At 68.5% G+C, this 17,951-nt stretch carries 14 protein-coding genes; 3 read left to right on the top strand and 11 right to left on the bottom strand.

The window, feature by feature from the left end; translation table 11 throughout:
* Positions 1-3 precede the first annotated feature (3 nt).
* On the top strand, positions 4-531 hold the full coding sequence (locus AC1AYX_RS05480) for an FHA domain-containing protein (RefSeq protein ID WP_476502561.1): 528 nt from the start codon (positions 4-6) through the stop codon (positions 529-531).
* A gap of 151 nt (positions 532-682) precedes the next feature.
* On the opposite strand, the gene AC1AYX_RS05475 is transcribed toward AC1AYX_RS05480, so the two are convergent.
* The 7 genes from AC1AYX_RS05475 to AC1AYX_RS05445 form a co-directional block, all read right to left on the bottom strand.
* Entirely contained in the window at positions 683-3,220 is a 2,538-nt protein-coding gene (locus tag AC1AYX_RS05475; protein WP_476502560.1) for a S9 family peptidase, read from the bottom strand.
* Between the two features lie 92 nt (positions 3,221-3,312).
* On the bottom strand, positions 3,313-4,563 hold the full coding sequence (locus AC1AYX_RS05470) for an App1 family protein (protein WP_476502619.1): 1,251 nt from the start codon (positions 4,561-4,563) through the stop codon (positions 3,313-3,315).
* Positions 4,564-4,631: 68 nt separating this feature from the next.
* Positions 4,632-5,036 carry a glycine cleavage system protein GcvH gene (gcvH, locus tag AC1AYX_RS05465; protein ID WP_476502559.1) on the bottom strand — a complete coding sequence of 135 codons (405 nt, stop codon included), beginning with the start codon at positions 5,034-5,036 and terminating at the stop codon, positions 4,632-4,634.
* Positions 5,037-5,152: 116 nt separating this feature from the next.
* On the bottom strand, positions 5,153-6,790 hold the full coding sequence (locus tag AC1AYX_RS05460; RefSeq protein WP_476502558.1) for a L,D-transpeptidase: 1,638 nt from the start codon (positions 6,788-6,790) through the stop codon (positions 5,153-5,155).
* Between the two features lie 198 nt (positions 6,791-6,988).
* Positions 6,989-8,119, bottom strand: a complete 1,131-nt coding sequence (nudC, locus tag AC1AYX_RS05455; protein WP_476502557.1) for an NAD(+) diphosphatase — start codon at positions 8,117-8,119, stop codon at positions 6,989-6,991.
* The gene (locus AC1AYX_RS05450) at positions 8,116-8,961 is read right to left on the bottom strand and encodes an alpha/beta fold hydrolase (protein WP_476502556.1); all 846 of its coding nucleotides are present in this window, start codon (positions 8,959-8,961) and stop codon (positions 8,116-8,118) included. Before AC1AYX_RS05450 ends, nudC begins: the two co-directional genes overlap by 4 nt.
* Before the next feature lie 17 nt (positions 8,962-8,978).
* Positions 8,979-9,605, bottom strand: coding sequence for an NUDIX hydrolase family protein (locus AC1AYX_RS05445; RefSeq protein WP_476502555.1), 627 nt, complete (start codon positions 9,603-9,605; stop codon positions 8,979-8,981).
* Between the two features lie 220 nt (positions 9,606-9,825).
* On the opposite strand from AC1AYX_RS05445, the gene trxA reads away from it, so the two are divergent.
* Positions 9,826-10,188, top strand: coding sequence for a thioredoxin (gene trxA / locus AC1AYX_RS05440; RefSeq protein ID WP_476502554.1), 363 nt, complete (start codon positions 9,826-9,828; stop codon positions 10,186-10,188).
* Positions 10,189-10,323: 135 nt separating this feature from the next.
* Positions 10,324-11,865: a hypothetical protein gene (locus AC1AYX_RS05435; RefSeq protein WP_476502553.1), complete on the top strand. Its 1,542-nt coding sequence runs from the start codon at positions 10,324-10,326 to the stop codon at positions 11,863-11,865.
* 111 nt (positions 11,866-11,976) lie between these two features.
* On the opposite strand, the gene AC1AYX_RS05430 is transcribed toward AC1AYX_RS05435, so the two are convergent.
* The 4 genes from AC1AYX_RS05430 to pepN all read right to left on the bottom strand — a co-directional run bounded on the left by AC1AYX_RS05430 (position 11,977) and on the right by pepN (position 17,902).
* Positions 11,977-12,630, bottom strand: a complete 654-nt coding sequence (locus AC1AYX_RS05430; RefSeq protein WP_476502552.1) for a peptide deformylase — start codon at positions 12,628-12,630, stop codon at positions 11,977-11,979.
* 43 nt (positions 12,631-12,673) lie between these two features.
* Entirely contained in the window at positions 12,674-14,062 is a 1,389-nt protein-coding gene (gene glmM / locus AC1AYX_RS05425) for a phosphoglucosamine mutase (protein ID WP_476502551.1), read from the bottom strand.
* Between the two features lie 251 nt (positions 14,063-14,313).
* Positions 14,314-15,183 carry a sulfite exporter TauE/SafE family protein gene (locus AC1AYX_RS05420; protein ID WP_476502618.1) on the bottom strand — a complete coding sequence of 290 codons (870 nt, stop codon included), beginning with the start codon at positions 15,181-15,183 and terminating at the stop codon, positions 14,314-14,316.
* A 109-nt stretch (positions 15,184-15,292) separates the two neighbouring features.
* Complete coding sequence (gene pepN / locus AC1AYX_RS05415) at positions 15,293-17,902, bottom strand: aminopeptidase N (protein ID WP_476502550.1); 2,610 nt, start codon at positions 17,900-17,902, stop codon at positions 15,293-15,295.
* Positions 17,903-17,951: the final 49 nt, after the last annotated feature.

The raw sequence follows: 17,951 nt of genomic DNA, 5'->3' as shown, positions 1-17,951 counted from the left end.
CGGATGAGCAACGCGATTCCATTCCCACCGGCACCGGAACCCGGCTGGTACGCCGACGATCCAGTGGACATCCAGCCAGCAGCACAGCCGGCACAGCCAACACAGCCCACCGTCCAGCCCGCCGCACAACCGAACGACGGCAGTCTGGACGACACGGTCCTCTCCGACGCGAACGCCGCCGGCCAGGCCCCCGACCGCAAGACCTACACGCTGCACAACGAGGCGACCGGTCAGACGATCGTCCTCGACAGGAGCGTCCTGCTCGGCCGTCGTCCGTCCGAGGCGATTCCGGAAGGTTCGAAGGCCGTGCGGATCGAGGATCCCACACGCACCATCTCCCGCAACCATGCGGCGATCAGCATCGACCAGGACGGTCGGTTGTGGATCGAGGACTACGGCTCGTTGAACGGCACGTTCATCATCCGCGACGGCGAGGAGCGCCAGGTCGTCGAAGGCACGCCCGTGCCGCTGGAGGCCCCGGCCACCCTGCGCGTCGGCGACCAGTTCCTCACCCTCGAAGAGCAGCGGTAGGAAAAGCCGCGGCGGGAGAAGACCACGGCGGGAACGTAACGCACCGTAGGTCTCTCCCTCCGTCCGCCTGCGGCGGCCACCTCCCTCGTCAGAGGGAGGCAACCCTATGACCGAGCCCCTTGACCTTCACGGCCAAAGGGCTCAATCCGTTTCAGTATTTGAGGTTCATCACATCCAGGCACCAGGCGTTCTCGTAGGAGACCTCCTCCCACTGCTTGTAGCGCCCGGAGGTGCCGCCGTGGCCGGCCTCCACCTCGATCTTGGCGATCGCGTCGAATCCGCGCGACTGCATGGCGGCCACCCATTTGAGCGGCTCGACGTACAGCACGCGCGTGTCGTTCATCGACGTGGTGACGAACACGCGCGGAAACGCACGGCCGGCGTCCGAATCCGCGGCGGGCAGGTTCTCGTACGGCGTGTACGACTTCATGTACCGGTACACGTCCTCGTCGTGCAGCGGGTCGCCCCACTCGTCCCACTCGGTGACGGTGAGCGGCAGCGACGGGTCGAGGATCGAGGTCAACGCGTCGACGAACGGCACATCCGCCTCGACGCCCGCGTACAGTTCCGGCGCGAGGTTCGCGACCGCGCCCATCAGCAGGCCGCCCGCCGAGCCGCCGTTGGCGACGGTGCGGCGCGGGTCGGCCAGATGCGCGTGCTGGAGCGCGGCCGTCGCGTCGACGAAGTCCTCGAACGAATGCTTCTTGTTCAACCGGCGCCCCTGCTCGTACCAGGCGCGTCCGAGCTCGCCGCCGCCGCGGATGTGCGGCACCGCGTACAGCACGCCGCGGTCGAGCATGCTGAGCCTCGCGACGGAGAAGTTCGGGTCGGAGGAGATCTCGTATGCGCCGTAGCCGGTGATGAACATCGGCGAATCCTGCGCGGGGAAGTCGCGCCGCCACACGAGCGAGACGGGGATGCGCTCGCCGTCGCGGGCGCGGATCCACACGCGGCGTTCCATGTAGTCGCGCGGGTCGAAGCCGCCGAGCACGGTGGCGCGTTTGAGCAGCCGGTCCTCGCCGGTCACCGGGTCGATTTCGTGGAGTTCGCCGGGACGCGTGTAGCTGGTGAACGAGTAGCGCATGCGCGGCGCGTCGTAGGACGGGTTGCCGCCGGTGCCGATCGAGTAGAGGCGTCGCGTCTCGCCGGGCAGGTGGTCGTCGCTCGCGCCGTCCGACGACGACGTGCGGTCGGTCACGCCAACGGCCCCGGCCGCTCCAGCACCAGCACCAGCACCAGCACCAGCACCAGCACCAGCGTGCCCCGCGTCCCAGTCCTCCGCCCACAGCGTCTCGCCGTGGTCGCCGGTCTCGTCGCGGTCGTCGGCCACCGTATCCCAATCGTCCTCGAGCGCGGGCGGCAGCAGTTCGACGAACCGCCACGGCCGCCCGGCGAGGAAGTCCTCGACGGCGGCGCGCTTCGGCATCATCGCGACGTGCGGCAGGCCGTCGGCGCGGTAGGCGAGCGTGACGAAGTGGCGGTGGATGGCGATGCCTTCGATGCCGAGGCCGTGCAGTCCCTGCAGGATGGCCGGGTTGTGCGCGTTGAAGTACGGCGCGGTGATCGCCTTCGCGCGGTCCTCGGCCGATGCGGCGTGCTCGCAGCCGTACGGCGAGCCTTCGGCGACGCACACGCCTTCGCCGAGCGTGTACGGCGGCTCGTGCCGACGCATGTCGATCACGTCGATCTCGAAGTTCGGGTTCTTCGCATTGTGGTAGACGACGGCGAGCGGGATGTCTTCGCCGTCCTCCCCCGCGTTCTCGAAGCAGGCGAAGCTCACGTCGTATTCGACGTCGGTCTTGCGCGGGATGAACGCCCGGAATTCGCCTTCCGGGTCGGTCACGGGCAGCATGAGCACTTCGGTGGTGGTCTTGGACCCGGTGCCGAGCACGAGGTTGCGCTCGTCGAAGCTCAGGCCGATGCCCACCCAGAAGCGTTCGTCCTCCTCGCGGTACACGCATACGTCCGTTTCGACCGGGGTGCCGACCTTGTGCCGCCAGACCGCGCACGGGCGCCACGCGTCGTCGAGTTCCACCCAGAACACGTAGCGCGCGTCGGGCGTGAAGCAGGCGCCGCCGACGCCGTGGAACAGTTCGGGCAGCTCCTCGCCGGTCCGGAGATCGCGGATCCGGTAGTCGTAGCGTTCGTCGCCGGCCGTGTCGACGCCGTAGAGCATCCATCGGCCGTCGCGGCTCAGGTCCATGCCGCCGAGCCGGAAGAAGTCGTGTCCTTCCGCCTCCGCGTTCGCGTCGAACACGATCGATTCGCCGGGCAGTGAACCGGGCGCGCCGAACGGGTCGATCTCGGGCGGGTTCCAGTCGTCGGCGCCGCGCACGCGCATGCGGCACTGCACCGCGTATTGGCGGCCCTCCTGCGTGCGCGCGTAGTACCAGTAGTCGTTGATGCGCACGGGCACGGACATGTCGGTCTCCTGCACATGCGACTTGAGTTCGTCGAACAGGGTATGCCGCAGTCCGTCGAGATGCGCGTTGCGCGCCTCGCACAGGCGGTTCTGCGCGGCCACGTAGTCGCGCGTGCGCGGCGAGTCCTTGTCGCGCATCCATTCGTACGGGTCGACGAACACGTCGCCATGGTGTTCGCGTCGGGTCGGCTCACGGTGCGCGACGGGGACTTCGGGACAGATACAGGTGCCGTCGTCGCTGCCGGCCAGTTGCTTCTCTTCGGTCATACGGGTGATTATACGCACGCTCGAACCGGTTTCGTACGCGCATATCCCACCCGCGGAACCGTCGCCCCGCGGAACCGAATCCCGCGAAGCCCCTACCCCAGATGCGCCTTCAGGTACGGCAGCATCGTCTTCATGATGTTCGCGCCGGTCGTGCCGGTGAACACGGGCACGTCGGTGTCGGGCATCGGCTGCGTGGCGGTCATGCCGGCCGGGTTCCTGAGGCCGAACGGCATGAGCTCGCGCGGACTCAGCTGGCGGATCGCGATGGCGAGCACACGGCCGGGGTACCGCCTGACGATGGTCGCGTAGGTGGTGGGGTCCTTCTGGCCGTCGTCGCCGACGAGGATGAACTTCATGTCGGGGAAGTCGGCCATGAGCTGTTCGGCGAATTCGAGCTTGTGCTGCGGCCCGGAGGGGATGAACGTCTTGGGCCGCGGGTCGAGGTCGCGCAGCAGCAGCGGGCCTTCCGGGAACCCGTGGTTCTCGAGGAAGTGGCGGATCGCGCCCTCCACGTTCCACGGCGAGGTGGACAGGTAGAAGAACGGCGCGTCCGGGAACAGGTCGGCGAGCTTGGTGAACAGCACGCTCATGCCGGGCACGGAGGCCTTCTTGTCCGGGTTGAGGAACAGCAGGTTCCACGCGGCCTTCCACAATATGGGCGCCTGCGTGATCATGACGGTGTCGTCCACGTCGGAGATGATGCCGACCTTCGCGCCCTTCGGGATCGTGAACAGCTTCGCGTGCACGGGTTTGCGCCCGTTGACCCGGTAGGAGACGTCGTGCACGCCCGGCTCGAGCCGCTGTTCGGCGACGAGGTCGAGGTAGCCGGACGTGTCGGAGATCGCGTATTCGCTGTCGAGCTCCGGCCGCGCGTCCACCGCGTCGTAGCGCTCGGAATCGCCGATCTGCACCGTTTCGAGCGGAACGTCGTCGATGCGGATCTTCACCTGCGTGTGCGGCGAGGGGATCGCGAGCATGCCGCGGATGCCGCGCGTGGCGCGCCCGTACTCGCTGCCCTCCCCCGCGTACACGGTGCGGCAGATGAGTCGCGAGTAGTCGCCGGTGCCGTACCCGACGTACGGGTCGACGCGCGGGAACCAGTCGAGCCGTTTCGCCGTGCGCGTCGCCGCCGTCACCCACGCGTTGAACCCGTGCGTGACGACGCGGCGGAGGATGCGTTCCGGCAGCGGCTGCGCCTCGAAGCGTTCGCGCCGCGACGCGGCGTCGAACGTGGTGACGGCGCGTCGCGCGGGAATCGGCACGGTGGGCATGTCGTCGCCGCTCGCGGCGGACGCGGCGGTCCCGCGCGCGGTGCGCGCGTCGCCGCCGTCGCCGTCGCGCATGCGGCGCATGTCGCCGAGCGCGCGCGCCGTGCCGCGTCCGTCGCATTCCACCGGTCGCACGATGCGTGTCATCGTATGACCTTCAGGTACTGTTCGGCGGTCAGCAGGTCCGGTTCGTCGTCTTCCAGCTCGATCTTGAGGATCCAGCCTTCGCCGTAGGGATCCGAGTCGATGACGCTGGGATCGTCGGCGACGGCCTGGTTCACATAGCGGATCGTGCCGGAGACGGGGGCGATCAGCGGTTCGACCGCCTTCGCCGATTCGAGTTCGAGGACTTCGTCGCCCGCCTCGACGCGCACGCCGACTTCGGGCAGGTCCACGTAGACGAGTTCGCCGAGCTTGCCGGCGGCGTACTCGGTGATGCCGACCACGGCCGGGTCGAGGGTGGTGTCCACCCACACGTGGTCGTCGGAGTATTCGAGGTGCTCGGGCACGTCGAGGTTCAGCGGCTGGTCGTCAGGTTCTTCGCTCATAGCCACCAGCCTACCAACCTGTTGCGAACACGCCCGGATACGGGAGGACCCCGTCTTGCGGATGACGCAAGGCGGGGTCCTCGAATGATCGGAACGGTCGTGCCGCGGAGCGGGGCTCAGCGGACCGGACCGGTCGGCTGGGTGCCGACGACCTGGACGAGCGTGCCGTTCGGGCAGTTCTCGTAGACCCACTCGGCGTCCTGCTCGTACATGTTCACGCAACCGTGGGAGCCGTGGTTGGCGGCGTCGCCGCGGGCGATGCCGTTGTAGTTCCACGTGGCGGTGTGGAAGCCCTCGCCGCCGTTGAAGTAGCTGACCCACTTCACACCCTTGGACAGGTAGCGGCTGCCGTCGTCGTTCAGGCCGGTCATGTCCTGCACGCGGTACTTGAGGTAGATGTACCAGTTGCCGCTGTCGGTCTCGTTGCCGCCGGGGCCGCCGGTGCACACGAGGAAGCTCTTGACCTGCTGGCCGTTGTGGTAGACGACGGCGGTCTGCGAGCTCTTGTCGATGACGATGCGCCATTCGCTCTGCTTCTGCTTGACGTCGAACTTCTTGACGTCGGAGGCGACCTGCACGGTACCGCCGTTGCCGGCCTTGAGCGCGTCGAGGACCTGGTCGGCGGCCTGGTCGGTGTCCTTGACGGTGACGCCGTCCACGCCCTTGACCTGCGCGGCGACGAGCACCGTGCCGTTGGCGTCGACGATGTCCTCCTGGGAGACCATGTCCTGGTTGAGCTGTCCGGGCAGCTGCTCGGACATGAACTTCTTGACGGCGGTCTCGTCGTAGGAGATGGTGATGGCGCCCTGGTCGAGGTGGGTCTCGGTCTTGATCCACGAGGCCACGGTGTCGACCGGCAGCTCGAACTGCTTCGCGTCGCCGTTGGTCATGACGATCGGGTTGGCGAGGCGCTGGTTCGCGGCGTCGGCGGCCTTCTGGGCGGCGTCGAGCGCGATCGGGGCGTCGATGGTCTCGTCGGTGACGCTCACCGTCGCGGCCGAGCCGGGCGTGGCGATGGCCTGCTTGACGGCCTTGACGACGGCGCCGAGCTTCGGGGCCTTGCCCGGGCGGCCTTCGGAGGCGACGAACGCGTGCGCGTTCCCGTCGTAGGTCACGGCGGACGGCACCGCGCGCTCGGCATCGGTGACGAGCTTGGCGGACAGGTATTCGTCGAGCGTCGCGTTGTCCGGGGTGGCGGAGAGCGCCACGTCATGATGGGCGAACGGGTTGACGCGCAGGATGTCCTCGCCGATGTTGGAGGAGGACTTGGCGTCCATGATGTCGTCGACGGTCTGGTCGACGTCGATGTCCACGCCCAGATCGGTGAGGGAGGCGGTGGCGCTGGTGTTGCCGTCCGTGTCCTTCACGGTGATCGAGGTGTCCTTGACCGCCTGCTCGACGGTGGCCTTCACCTCGTCGCGGGTCTGGCCGGCGAGGCTGACCGAGCCGAACCGCACGCCGGGCGCAACCTTGTCCTGGTAGTACGCGCGGGCGCCGAAGAACGCCGCGACGAGCGCCACCAGCAGGACGGCCACGACGGCGAGGGTGATGATGAGCGGCTTGCGCGACCTGCGCTTGGCCGCGACGGTGCCGATGTTCAGGTCCTCCGGACGCGCGGCGGAGTCCATCACGCCGGCGAGCGGGGCGGGCGCGGCGCCGGGCAGCGACGGCATGGCCTGCGTGGCCTCGAAATCCTCACGCATAGCGCCGTATTCCGGGCGTTCCGCCGGCTGCTGATTGCGTTGGTCGGTCATTCGCGATCCTTAGTCTGTTGCTACGCTTTCATGTCCGCATTGCCTCGCGGACTGCGTCCGACTGTACATCAACACCACCCCAGCGCACGGCCCGGAACCGTGCGCGACACCCCGTTTGGGCCGTCGGCGCAACGGTTTGTGGCATATATCACTATTCGAGATATGTCGTTTCGTCAGGCTTCCGTGGCACCGCCCACGTCACAGCTCGCGGCCGAGCCACTCCTCGATCATGTAGCGTGCGATCGTCGCCTTGCCGGGCGCGCTCATGCGCCCGGAGACCAGCGCCGCCGTGTACTCGTCCGGCGTGACCCATTTCGCCTCGACGGTCTCGACGCCGTCCACGTGGACGTCGGTGGTCAGGGCGTGCGCCTTGAACGCCATCATCAGGGAGGCGGGGAACGGCCACGGCTGGGAGCCGAGGTACTTGACCTCGCCGAGCCGGATGCCGACCTCCTCAAGCGCCTCGCGGCGGGCCGCATGCTCGAGGTTCTCGCCGGCCTCCACGAATCCGGCGGACACCGAATACAGCGTGGGGTTGCGCCATGCCGCGTTGTGCTGCAGGAGCGCACGCCCCTCGGAATCCACGATGATGGTGATCACGGCGGGTTCGACGCGCGGGAACAGCAGGCGGCGGCCGTCCGCGTCGTTCGTGCAGCGCTGCGCCCAGCCGCCGTTCGCGGCCTCGACGGGAGCGCCGCAGGTCGGGCAGTGGCGCTGGCGGTTGTGCCAGATGCTCAGCGTGATCGCGCTGGTCGCCTGCCCCGCCTCGCGTGCGGAGGCGTGCGGCGCGAAACCGCGCAGGTCCACCCAGTCGAAGCGGTCGACGGCCTGTTCGAGCAGACTCGCGTGCGCGCCGCGGCCGGCGCCGGCGCCGAAGCCGAACGCACCGCCCGCCGCGACCACGCCGCCGTTCGTGCCGTCCTCCGGCTCGTCGAACGCGTCGTCGGCGCCGCGTTCGCCGCCGTCGGCGATGCGGGCCACGCGCGTGACGTCCACGGCGACGACGTGCTCGTCGCGCCGGCCGCCGTAGCTGCCGAGGAACATGGCGACGGCCTGCGGATGCGTCTCGAGTTCGCGCGACACGTATGCGCCGGGGATGGTGGCGAGGCGCATCTTCACGTTCTCGTAGTCGGCGAGTTCGCCCTGGCCGCGCGGCACGGCGATTTTGCCGTCGCGCGTGAGGATCACCTTGGTCGCCGGCTCGGCGAGCGTGTCCGAGATGAGATGCGGTTCGACGCGGCGCTCGGTCTGATAGTCGATGTCGCCCTGCGCGAGCGGCAGGAACGGCAGCGTCCGCGTCAACGCCAGCGGACTGAACGACACGCTCATGCGATCACCCGCTTCATCAGGTCGACGAGCGCGGCGGCCACCGTGTCGGGGTGCTCGACGGCGCTGAAATGGCCGCAATCGGGGATCGCGGTGAACGTGGCGTTCGCGCCGATGCGTTCGGCGAGCGGGCGCATCACGCCCGGATTCGACGTGGGGTCGAGTTCGCCGGAGACGACGGCGACCGGCACGTCCATCGTCTCGGGCACGCCGGCGAGTTCCGGCCTGCCGTAGGTCATGCGCTGGCGCCAGGCGAGTCCGGCGGGCTTCTGGTCGCGGATCCACGCGGTCATCGTCGCGATGAATTCCGGTGACTTCTTGATCGTGGAGTCGCCGTCCGCGGGCTGGGCGAAATGCATGACCGGCTCGACGGAGTCGGTCCGCTCGCACGCGTCGGAGGTCTCGAGACGCGGCTCGCCGCCGACGCCGTCGGACGAGGCCATCGTGTCGCACAGGGCGACGCCGGCCACGGACTCCGGGTGGAGGCGGTACAGGTCGGTCACAAGGTAGCCGCCCATCGACAGGCCCACCCACACGGCCTTCTCGAAGCCGTTCCGGTAGAGCAGGTCCACGTAGGATTCGGCCATGCGGTCGAGCGCGTCCGGGTAGGAGCCGTTCGCGGCGCGGCGTCCCGACGCCTTGTCGTCTGGCGTGGGCGATTGGCCGGAACCGGGCATGTCGGGTGCCCAGATCGGGAAGGCGGGAAGACCCGCCTCGTCGGCGAGCTCGGCGATGCGGGCGGCGCATGTCTCCCACATGCGTCCGTCGACCGGATACGCGTTGGCGAGCACGAGCGGGGTCCCCTCCCCCTCGCGCAGCACCCGGTTATGGATTTCAAACGTCATGGCAATACTTCCTTTTTCTATGCGCCGCAGTATTCCAGCGCCTTGCGCACGATGCGGGCGTGTCCGTTGGGCATCTGGTCGAGGAACGTGTCGAGCAGGTCCGAATGTGGGTCCACCCATTCCACGTCGAGCGTCTCGTCCTGCGGATGGCAGTCGCCGGCGATCGGCACCACGTAGCACAGCGCGATCGCGTGCTGGCGCGGATCGTAGTATTCGCTCAGGCCCGGCGTCGGAAAGAACTCGGCGACGGTGAACGGCTGCAGGTTGACGGGCAGCATGGGCAGGGCGATGTCGCCCAGGTCCTTGGCCACGTTGCGGGCGATCGCCTCGCGCAACGTCTCGTGGAAGAGCACGCGGCCGGAGATCAGCGCGCGTTCGACCGAACCGTCGTCGGTGACGCGCAGCAGCGAGCCGACCTGCGCGACGCGGCCGAACTCGTCGGTGCGCACCGGCACGATCTCCACGTATGCGATGGGCATCTGGCCTCGGGCGCGGTTGATGTCCGCGGGGTCGAGCCATCCGGGGGGATTGCCGTGGCCGGAGCCGCGGATGAAGTCCTCCGGGGTGACGTGGTCGAATTCACCGCGCGGACGGTCGGCGTCGAAGTCGCCCTCGTCCGGCACCTCATCATTCATCACTGGCATGCTCCCCATTATCACGCGCCGAACTGACATGCGCCCCTGCATGCCCATATTCGTCCTTGCTCCGCGCCCCCTTCAGGGGGAGCTGCCCGCGCGGCGGGCTGAGGGGGTGCCCGCACGCGCCCCGCCCTATCCCCTCAGCCTTCAGCCCAATCCCCTTCCCGTTGTTCCCCCGTGACGGTTTACTGGGTACCGGTAGCGACACATATAAGAAGGAGTCATCATGGCCACCACGCAGATCACCTCGGCGGAGTTCGAGAAGACCATCACCGGCAACGAGATCGTATTCGTCGATTTCTGGGCGACGTGGTGCGGACCGTGCCGCGCGTTCGGCCCGATCTACGAGGAGGCGAGCGACAAGCCGGAGAACAAGGACATCGTGTTCGCGAAGGTCGACATCGACCAGAACCAGGATCTGGCGGCGGCCGCCGGCATCCAGGCGGTGCCGACGCTGATGATCGTCAAGGACGGCTCGGTCGTGTTCCAGCAGGCCGGCGCGCTGCGCGCCGAGGACCTCGACGACCTCATCGCCCAGGCGAAGAAGCTGGATGTGGCCGCCGCGAAGGCGGAGTCCGGCCAGGCCTGATTCCGGTGGCCGGTCGCGGACCTGGTTCCGCACGTTCGGCGGCGTGCATGCGTGCCGGGCGACCCCTCGTCGCGGGTCGCCCGGCACGCTATGATGTTGGGCAGCGATAGGCATGGGGGTTGAGGAGTTGAGGATATGGTGAACAAGCATACTGACGGAACCGTGGACGAGCCGGACTTCGGCTCGCCGAAGGCGCTGCTCGACGCGCAGGACGACGGCGATTGGGACATCCCGTCGCTCACGTTCCCGTCCGTGGACGAGACGGGAATCCACAAGGCGGGGAAGCCCTCCCTGTCGTTCCCGCAGGTCGACGGCGAGACGACGGTGGCGGCCGGCCATACGGCCATGCCCGCCGTCCCGCTGCCGCAGGCCACGTCGACCAGCGAGACCACCGTGCTGCCGCCGGTGGGCGACGGTCCGACGGCCCCCGCGGCCCACGACGCGGCCGAATCCGAGGCGACCACCGTGCTCACGCCCGGCGGTATCGACGCCGTGGCGGATCCGGCGCGTCCGGAGGCCACCGGCCTGCGCGGCATCATCGAAGGCACCGACGGTCACGGCGAACCGGACGCTGGTGCCGCCGTCGTCCCGCCCGTCGCCTCCGGCGCGGCGGGAGGCGGTGCGACGGCGCGCAGGTCCGCCCCGTCGCGCAGGAAGCTGTTCATCGGCATCGGCGTGGTCGCCGTCGTCGCCATCGCGGCCGGAGTCGCCGCGTTCCACTACGTCCAGCAATCCGGCGAGCAGGCGCGGTTCGACACCGCCCTCGCCGCGTGCAAGACCTCGGCGAACGACGCGACGAAGGCGAACGACGCGCTGGCCGCCGCCCTGAAGAAGGCGAAGGACGCGCAGAACATCACCGCCGATAAGCTCGCCGACGCGCAGACGCTCACGAAGCTCTCCAACGCGATCGACGACGTGCAGTCCACGGACGCGACGCACGCCTGCTCGGCCACGCTCACCACCGCCGAACTGAACGCGCACGCCGAACAGAACACGAAGCTCGCGAGCACTCTCGCCGCTTCCACGAAGTCGCTGAATTCGGCGGTGAAGGCCGTGACCGACAGCCAGGACAAGAAATCCGAGGCCGAGGCCGAGACGATCAAGCAGAACCTCCAGCAGGCGGTGACCGATGCGCAGACCCTGCTGACGGACAGCGAGGGCGCGGTCGCCGATGATTCGACCCGTCAGACCCTCCAGTCCGCCGTCGACAAGGCGAACAGCCTCCTCAAGGAGAAGAAGCCGAAGGCCGCCGACCTCCAGCAGGCGCTCACCGACATCCAGAACGCCACCGCCGCGGTCAACGAGTCGATGAGCTCGCGGTACACCACCAGCGGCTCCACGAGCGGCTCCACCGGCACGGGCAACAGCTACAACTACGGCAACAGCGGCTACGACAACAACAGCTACAACAACGGCAACAACGGGTACGGCTACTCGAACTACGGCTACGGCAGCTACAACTACGGCAATGGGTACGACAGCGGCACCACCGGCGGCACGGACCAGAGCCAGAGCGGCACGCAGAACGGCGGGACCGGTACGGGAACGGGCACCGGCACCGGCACCGGGACCGGGACCGGCAGCAACAGCTCCGGAAGCACCAGCGGCTCGGGTTCCAACAGCGGAACCGGATCGGGCACGGGAACGGGCACCGGGACCGGCAGCACCGAGGAGTAGCCAGGCATAACCAGGCGTAGATACAGGAACCGGCAACGACGGCGAACGCCCCTGCGACCACATCGGCCGCAGGGGCGTTCGTCATATCGGCGGCCGGGCCGCCGCGCCACGTCACAGCTCGAAGCCGAGCTCCTCGGCGGCCGCGGTGGGCACCGGATCCTCGCACCAGAAGTCCTCGAGGTTCTCCGTGGTCGTCAGGGACCGGATCTCCGCCTGGTCGATGTACAGCTCGCCGCTCAGATGGTCGGTCTCATGCTGGAAGATGCGCGCCGGCCAGCCGTGCAGCCGCTCCTTGTGGTGGACGCCGTCCTCGTCGTCCCATTCGGCCTCGATGTCGAGCCAACGGCGGCGCACCGCCTGGTAGCCTTCGAAACTCAAGCAGCCCTCGTAGAAGCTGGCGGTCTTCTCCCCCACCGGCGTGTACTTCGGGTTGATGATCACGTGGAACGGGAATTCGGCGATCTCGCGCGGATCGTCCTCGTCGTCGCGCACATGGTCCTCGACGACGGCGAGCGCGAGGCCGAGCCCGATCTGCGGGCCGGCGAGGCCCACGCCGGGCGCGTCGAGCATCGTCGCGCGCATCACGTCGATGAGCTTGGCGAGCGTGCGCTTGGACAGCTGGCCGTCGTAGGCGGCGCACTGGATGCGCAGCACCGGTTCGCCGGCCTCGACGATCGGCAGGATGCCCTCCTTGCCGCCGGATTTGATGAGTTTCTCGACGTCGCGGTTGAGCGCGAGGTCGACCTTCGTGTTCTTGCCGAACATGCGTGACTCCTTATAGGGGTGGGCGGGGTGACCGGGACGTGGCCTACAGGGCGAGTTCCTCGGCGACGACCTTGGCGAGGCGGTCGCACACCTCGTCGGCCTGCTCCTGCGTGGCGGCCTCGGCCATGACGCGCACGAGCGGCTCGGTGCCGGAGGGGCGCAGCAGCACGCGGCCGGTCTCGCCGAGCAGCTTCTCCTCGCGTTCGACGGCGGCCTGCACCTTGGCGTTGGTCGTGGCGGCCATCTTGTCGACGTTCGGGACGTTGACAAGCGTCTGCGGCAGCTGCGGGAAGTCGGCGGCCAGCTCCTTGAGGCTCTTGCCGGAGCGGACGACCTCGTTGCACAGGGTGAGGGCGGTCAGCGTGCCGTCGCCGGTGGTCGCGAACTCGCGGTTGATGACGTGGCCGGACTGCTCGCCGCCCAGCGTGTAGCCGCCGCGCAGCATCTCCTCGAGCACGTAGCGGTCGCCGACGGCGGTCTGCACGGTCTTGATGCCCATGTCCTTCAGGGCGAGCTTCAGGCCCAGGTTGCTCATCACGGTGACGACGAGCGTGTTGTCGGCGAGCTTGCCCGCCTCCTTCTTGGCGCGCGCGAGGATGCCCATGATCTGATCGCCGTTGACCATGTTGCCGTCCTCGTCCACGGCGAGGCAGCGGTCGGCGTCGCCGTCGAACGCGACGCCCATGACCGCGTCGGTGGCCTTGACCATGGCCTGCAGCTGCTCCGGGTGGGTGGAGCCGGCGTGCTTGTTGATGTTGTAGCCGTCCGGGGAGGCGTTGATGACGATCACGTCGGCGCCGGCGCGGCGCAGCGCCTCGGGGGCGACGACGGAGGTGGCGCCGTTCGCGCAGTCGGCGACGATCTTGAGGCCGCGCAACGGCTTCGGCTGCGTCTTGTCCGGGTTGAGCGGGGCGATCGACGAGACGAGATGGTCGATGTACAGGTTGGTGGCGGTCACCGTGTCGTGGCTGACGCGGCCCACGCCGGCGCCGGTCGGACGCTCCCAGTCCTGGCCGAGCACCGCCTCGATCTCGTCCTCCTTCGCGTCGGGCAGCTTGTAGCCGCCACGCGCGAAGAACTTGATGCCGTTGTCGGGCATCGGGTTGTGGGAGGCGGAGATCACGGCGCCCATCTCCACGTTGAGCACGGAGGTGAGGAACGCGACGCCCGGCGTCGGGATGATGCCGGCGTCGATCACGTCGAAGCCGCCGGCGGCCATGCCCGCGGACAGCGCGGAGGCGAGGAAGTCGCCGGACACGCGCGTGTCGCGGCCGACGAGCGCGCGACGGCGGCCCTCGGGCTGCGTCTCGTCCTTCTGTCCGGCCTTGCCCAGCACGCGCACGGCGGCGTCGCCCAGGTCGAGCGCGAGACGCGCGGTCAGATCACGGTTCGCCAATCCGCGGACACCATCGGTTCCAAACATCTTCGGCATTGTTCTGCATCCTTCATTCGAATATCCGGACATCGTCGGGGAGCCGCGCGCCGCGCGCCGCATGGCGCACGCCGGCGCGTCCCCGTTACCTTGCCCCATGGTAATCGGCGTGGGCCGGCAAATCACCCGGCTCGCCCGATTGCCGCCCAAATCGGCCACAATCGTGCGTCGCGCCCGCGGCGACGCACGCACGGTGACGCACGATGCGGGAGTCCGTGCCGACTTCCGCGGCGGCGTTCGGTAGGCGGCGTTCAGTAGGTCTTCAGCGCGAGGTCGATGGTGAGGACGACGCCGGCGATCACGGCGGCGGCGCGCATGACGTTCGCGGGAATGCGGCGGGTGATGGGCGGGGCGATGTAGCCGCCGATGAAGCATCCGATGCACAGCATGATCGCGGCCGGCCAGTCGACCGCGCCGCGCACGATGAACACGACGGACGCGGTGATGTTCGCGCCCGTGCCGATCAGCGTCTTCAACGCGTTGATCTTGTGGAACGGGCCGATCTTCGCCGCGTCGAGCACGGCGAGCGCGAGCGTGCCCGCGCCGGCGCCGAAGTACCCGGAGTAGACGGCGACCGCGACGACGCCGATCCACACCCACCAGGAATCCTGCTTGAGCGGCTGCACGGGCCGTTCGAGGGAATCCGCGCCGGATGCGCCGGCCACGCCGGTAGCACCGGATGCACCGTCCTGCATGCGCGCGAGCTGCGCGTGCGCGTCGGCGGCCGCCTGCTTGGCCTGCATGCGCCCGCGCGGGTTGACGGCGATGATGAGCGACGAGAACAGGATCAGCGCGGGCGCGGCGAATTCGAACACCTTCGGGTCGAGTTCGAGCAGCAGGTACGCGCCGGCCACGCCGCCCACCGCGCCGATGGACACGTAGACGGCGACACGCAGCGCCTGCCCCTTGAGCTCGCGGTGCGCGCCCATCACGCCGCCGATGCCGGTGCCGACCACGCCCACCGTGTTCGACGCGTTCGCAAGCACCGGCGGGATGCCGCAGGCGAGCAGCGCCGGATACGACACGAGCGACGACGCGCCCACCGCGTACCCGACGAATCCCGCACCCACCCCGGCAAGCAGGATCAACAGCAGCGTGACGACGGAAAAACCCGCGACCATCCCTTCGGCTCCTCTCATGCAAGGCTCCATGGGCGAAGGCCCATGACCTTGTAGGGAGAATACGCCGTTGGGGAACGGGCGCGGGTTTTCTCTTGCTATGCGGACTGCGTCACAGGCTCTCGTTGTACCGGCGGACGGCGAGGGTGCGGCGCGAGGAGGCGACGTTCTCGACGACGAGACGCTTCAGGGCGTCGTCGGCGTCGGCGTGGGCGGCGAGCCAGGCGTCGCCGAGCGAGACCAGCGTGGCCGGATCGGCGTAGCCCGGGTAGAGGCCGTTGAGCAGCGCCTCGGCCATGTGGTAGGTCTTGTTCGACCAGATCCAGTCGATCGTCTCGAAGTACTTCGCGGCGTACGGCTCGGCCAGGTCGGGGCGCGGCGTGGCGGCGAACCCGCGGGCCACGGCCTCCAGCTGGCTGTTGGTGAGCTCCGTGTTGTGGAGCGCTTGGTCCCACGCCCAGGCCTTCGCCTCGGCGGTGCCCTTGACCGCGTGCGCGCCGTAGGCGAACTCGCGGTTCTCGGTGGTCTCCTTGCGCTTGAGCTGCGCGTCGATGTCGTCGTCGGAGTACTCGTTCACGGAGGCGAGCGCGTTCACGATCGTCCACGTGAAGTTGTTGTCGATTTCAAGACCGTCGAACTTCACATCGCCGGAAAGCAGGCCGCGGGCGTTCGCGGCGAACGCGGCGTCGCCCTCCTCGCCGTAGCCGAGGTAGGCGGTGGCGAGCTGGAACTGCGCGTCGGAGCCGGGTTCGGCGGCGCGCACGAGCTCGAACAGTTCGGCGGCCACGTGCTTCAGCACCTCGTCGCGGCGCGAGGCGGCCACGTAGTGGTGCGCGGTGGTGCTCATGCAGGCGAGCGCGTAGCGGAACGTGGTGGATTCGGTCTCGTGCGCGAGCAGGCGCAGCGTCATGTCGACGAAGCGCTCGGCCGGGAACTCGCCGTCGCGGGTCATGTCCCAGAAGGCGAGCCAGATGACGGCGCGGGCGAGCGCGTCGTCCACGTCCTGCAGGTGCTCCTCGGCGAAGGCGAGCGAGGCGGCGTCGAAGCGGATCTTCGTGTAGGTGAGGTCCTCGTCGTTGACGAGCAGCAGCGCGGGACGGCGCTTGCCGGCGGCCGCCTCGACGATCGTGGTCTCGCCGTCCACGTCGAGTTCGACGCGGTCGGTGCGCACGACCTTGCCGGTGGCCTCGTCGAGATCGTAGAAGCCGACGGCGAGACGGTGCGGGCGGAGCACGGCGTGTTCGGCCGGGGCGGTCTGCGTGAGCGTGAGCTTCGCGATCGCGCCGTCCTTGCCCTCCTCGATGGCGGGGAGGATCGTGTTGATGCCGGATTCCTCCAGCCACTTCGCGCTCCACGCCTTGAGGTCGCGGCCGGAGGTCGCCTCCAGCTCGCCGAGCAGGTCGGCGAGTGTCGCGTTCGCGTACGCGTGCTTGTCGAGGTAGTTGTGGATGCCCTGGAAGAACTTCGTGCGGCCCACGTAGAACACGAGCTGCTTCAACACGGAGGCGCCCTTCGCGTAGGTGATGCCGTCGAAGTTCACGTACGTGTCGTTGAGGTCGTTGATCGGCGCGACGATCGGATGCGTGGTGGGCAGCTGGTCCTGGCGCAGCGCCCAGCTCTTCTCGCCGGAGCAGAACGTGGCCCAGGCGTCGTGCCATTCGGTGGCCTCGGCGGTGGCGAGCGTGGAGGTGAACTCGGCGAAGGACTCGTTGAGCCACAGGTCGTTCCACCACTTCATCGTCACGTAGTCGCCGAACCACATGTGGGCGAGCTCGTGCAGCACGGTGACGACGCGGCGCTCGGCGAGCGCGTCGGTCACCTTGGATTCGAACACGTAGGAGTCGCGGATGGTGACCATGCCGATGTTCTCCATCGCGCCCGCGTTGTATTCCGGCACGTAGATCTGGTCGTACTTGGCGTACGGGTAGGGCACGCCCCAGGTCTTCGCGTAGAAGGCGAAGCCCTTCTTGGTGATGTCGAACAGGTAGTCGACGTCCTTGGCGAACGCCTCGGCGAGCGACTGGCGGCAGTACTGCGCCATCGGCACGATGCGGCCGTCCTCGTTCGCGTATTCGGTGTGCCATTCGGCGTACGGGCCGGCGCAGATGGCGGTCAGGTAGGAGCTCATCACCGGGGTCGGCTCGAAGCTCCACAGCTTCGTCGTCTCGTTCGGCTTCGCCTCGAGCGTGCCGTCGGCGGTCTCGCGCGCGAAGTCCTCGACGGTCCTGACCGGCATGTTGGAGGTGACGATCCAGCTCTTCGGGGCGAGCACCTTGAAGTCGAAGGTGGCCTTGAGGTCGGGCTGGTCGAACACGGCGTACACGCGGCGGGCGTCCGGCACCTCGAACTGGGAGTACAGGTACACGTTGCCGTCGGACGGGTCGACGGAGCGGTGCAGGCCCTCGCCGGTGTTGGAGTAGCGGCACTTGGCCTCGACGACGACCTCGTTCTTCTCCTCGAGGCCGGCGAGCTCGATGCGGTCGTCGGCGAACGCCTCGGCCGGGTCGAGCGCGCGGCCGTTGAGCGTGATCGCGCTCACCTCGTCGGCGATGAGGTCGAGGAAGGTGGACGAGCCGGGCTTCGCGTTGAAGCAGATCAGGGTGTGGGAGCCGAAGGTCTTGGCGCCGACGGTCAGGTCGAGGTCCACGTGGTAGTGGATGGGCGCCTCGACGATGGACTTGCGTTCCTCGGCCTCGATGCGGGTCAGGTTCGATCCGGGCATGGTGTTCCTACTGTTCCTTTCCTATGAACATGCTCCCCCTGGAACCAGG

The organism is Bifidobacterium sp. LH_419 (assembly GCF_056356955.1).
Note: the sequence above shows the minus strand (reverse complement) of the source record. Positions and strands in the feature narration are given on the sequence as shown.

Bases quoted from the DNA above. Each gene is read 5' to 3' on its own strand.
- nudC (WP_476502557.1), bottom strand. From the start codon at position 8,119: ATGAGCGTGTCGTTCAGTCCGCTGGCGTTGACGCGGACGCTGCCGTTC.
- AC1AYX_RS05420 (WP_476502618.1), bottom strand. From the start codon at position 15,183: ATGGTCGCGGGTTTTTCCGTCGTCACGCTGCTGTTGATCCTGCTTGCC.
- pepN (WP_476502550.1), bottom strand. From the start codon at position 17,902: ATGCCCGGATCGAACCTGACCCGCATCGAGGCCGAGGAACGCAAGTCC.
- gcvH (WP_476502559.1), bottom strand. From the start codon at position 5,036: ATGAGCGAAGAACCTGACGACCAGCCGCTGAACCTCGACGTGCCCGAG.
- AC1AYX_RS05470 (WP_476502619.1), bottom strand. From the start codon at position 4,563: ATGCGCGACGGCGACGGCGGCGACGCGCGCACCGCGCGCGGGACCGCC.
- AC1AYX_RS05475 (WP_476502560.1), bottom strand. From the start codon at position 3,220: ATGACCGAAGAGAAGCAACTGGCCGGCAGCGACGACGGCACCTGTATC.
- AC1AYX_RS05430 (WP_476502552.1), bottom strand. From the start codon at position 12,630: ATGTTCGGCAAGAACACGAAGGTCGACCTCGCGCTCAACCGCGACGTC.
- glmM (WP_476502551.1), bottom strand. From the start codon at position 14,062: ATGCCGAAGATGTTTGGAACCGATGGTGTCCGCGGATTGGCGAACCGT.
- AC1AYX_RS05435 (WP_476502553.1), top strand. From the start codon at position 10,324: ATGGTGAACAAGCATACTGACGGAACCGTGGACGAGCCGGACTTCGGC.
- AC1AYX_RS05450 (WP_476502556.1), bottom strand. From the start codon at position 8,961: ATGACGTTTGAAATCCATAACCGGGTGCTGCGCGAGGGGGAGGGGACC.
- trxA (WP_476502554.1), top strand. From the start codon at position 9,826: ATGGCCACCACGCAGATCACCTCGGCGGAGTTCGAGAAGACCATCACC.
- AC1AYX_RS05445 (WP_476502555.1), bottom strand. From the start codon at position 9,605: ATGCCAGTGATGAATGATGAGGTGCCGGACGAGGGCGACTTCGACGCC.
- AC1AYX_RS05460 (WP_476502558.1), bottom strand. From the start codon at position 6,790: ATGACCGACCAACGCAATCAGCAGCCGGCGGAACGCCCGGAATACGGC.
- AC1AYX_RS05480 (WP_476502561.1), top strand. From the start codon at position 4: ATGAGCAACGCGATTCCATTCCCACCGGCACCGGAACCCGGCTGGTAC.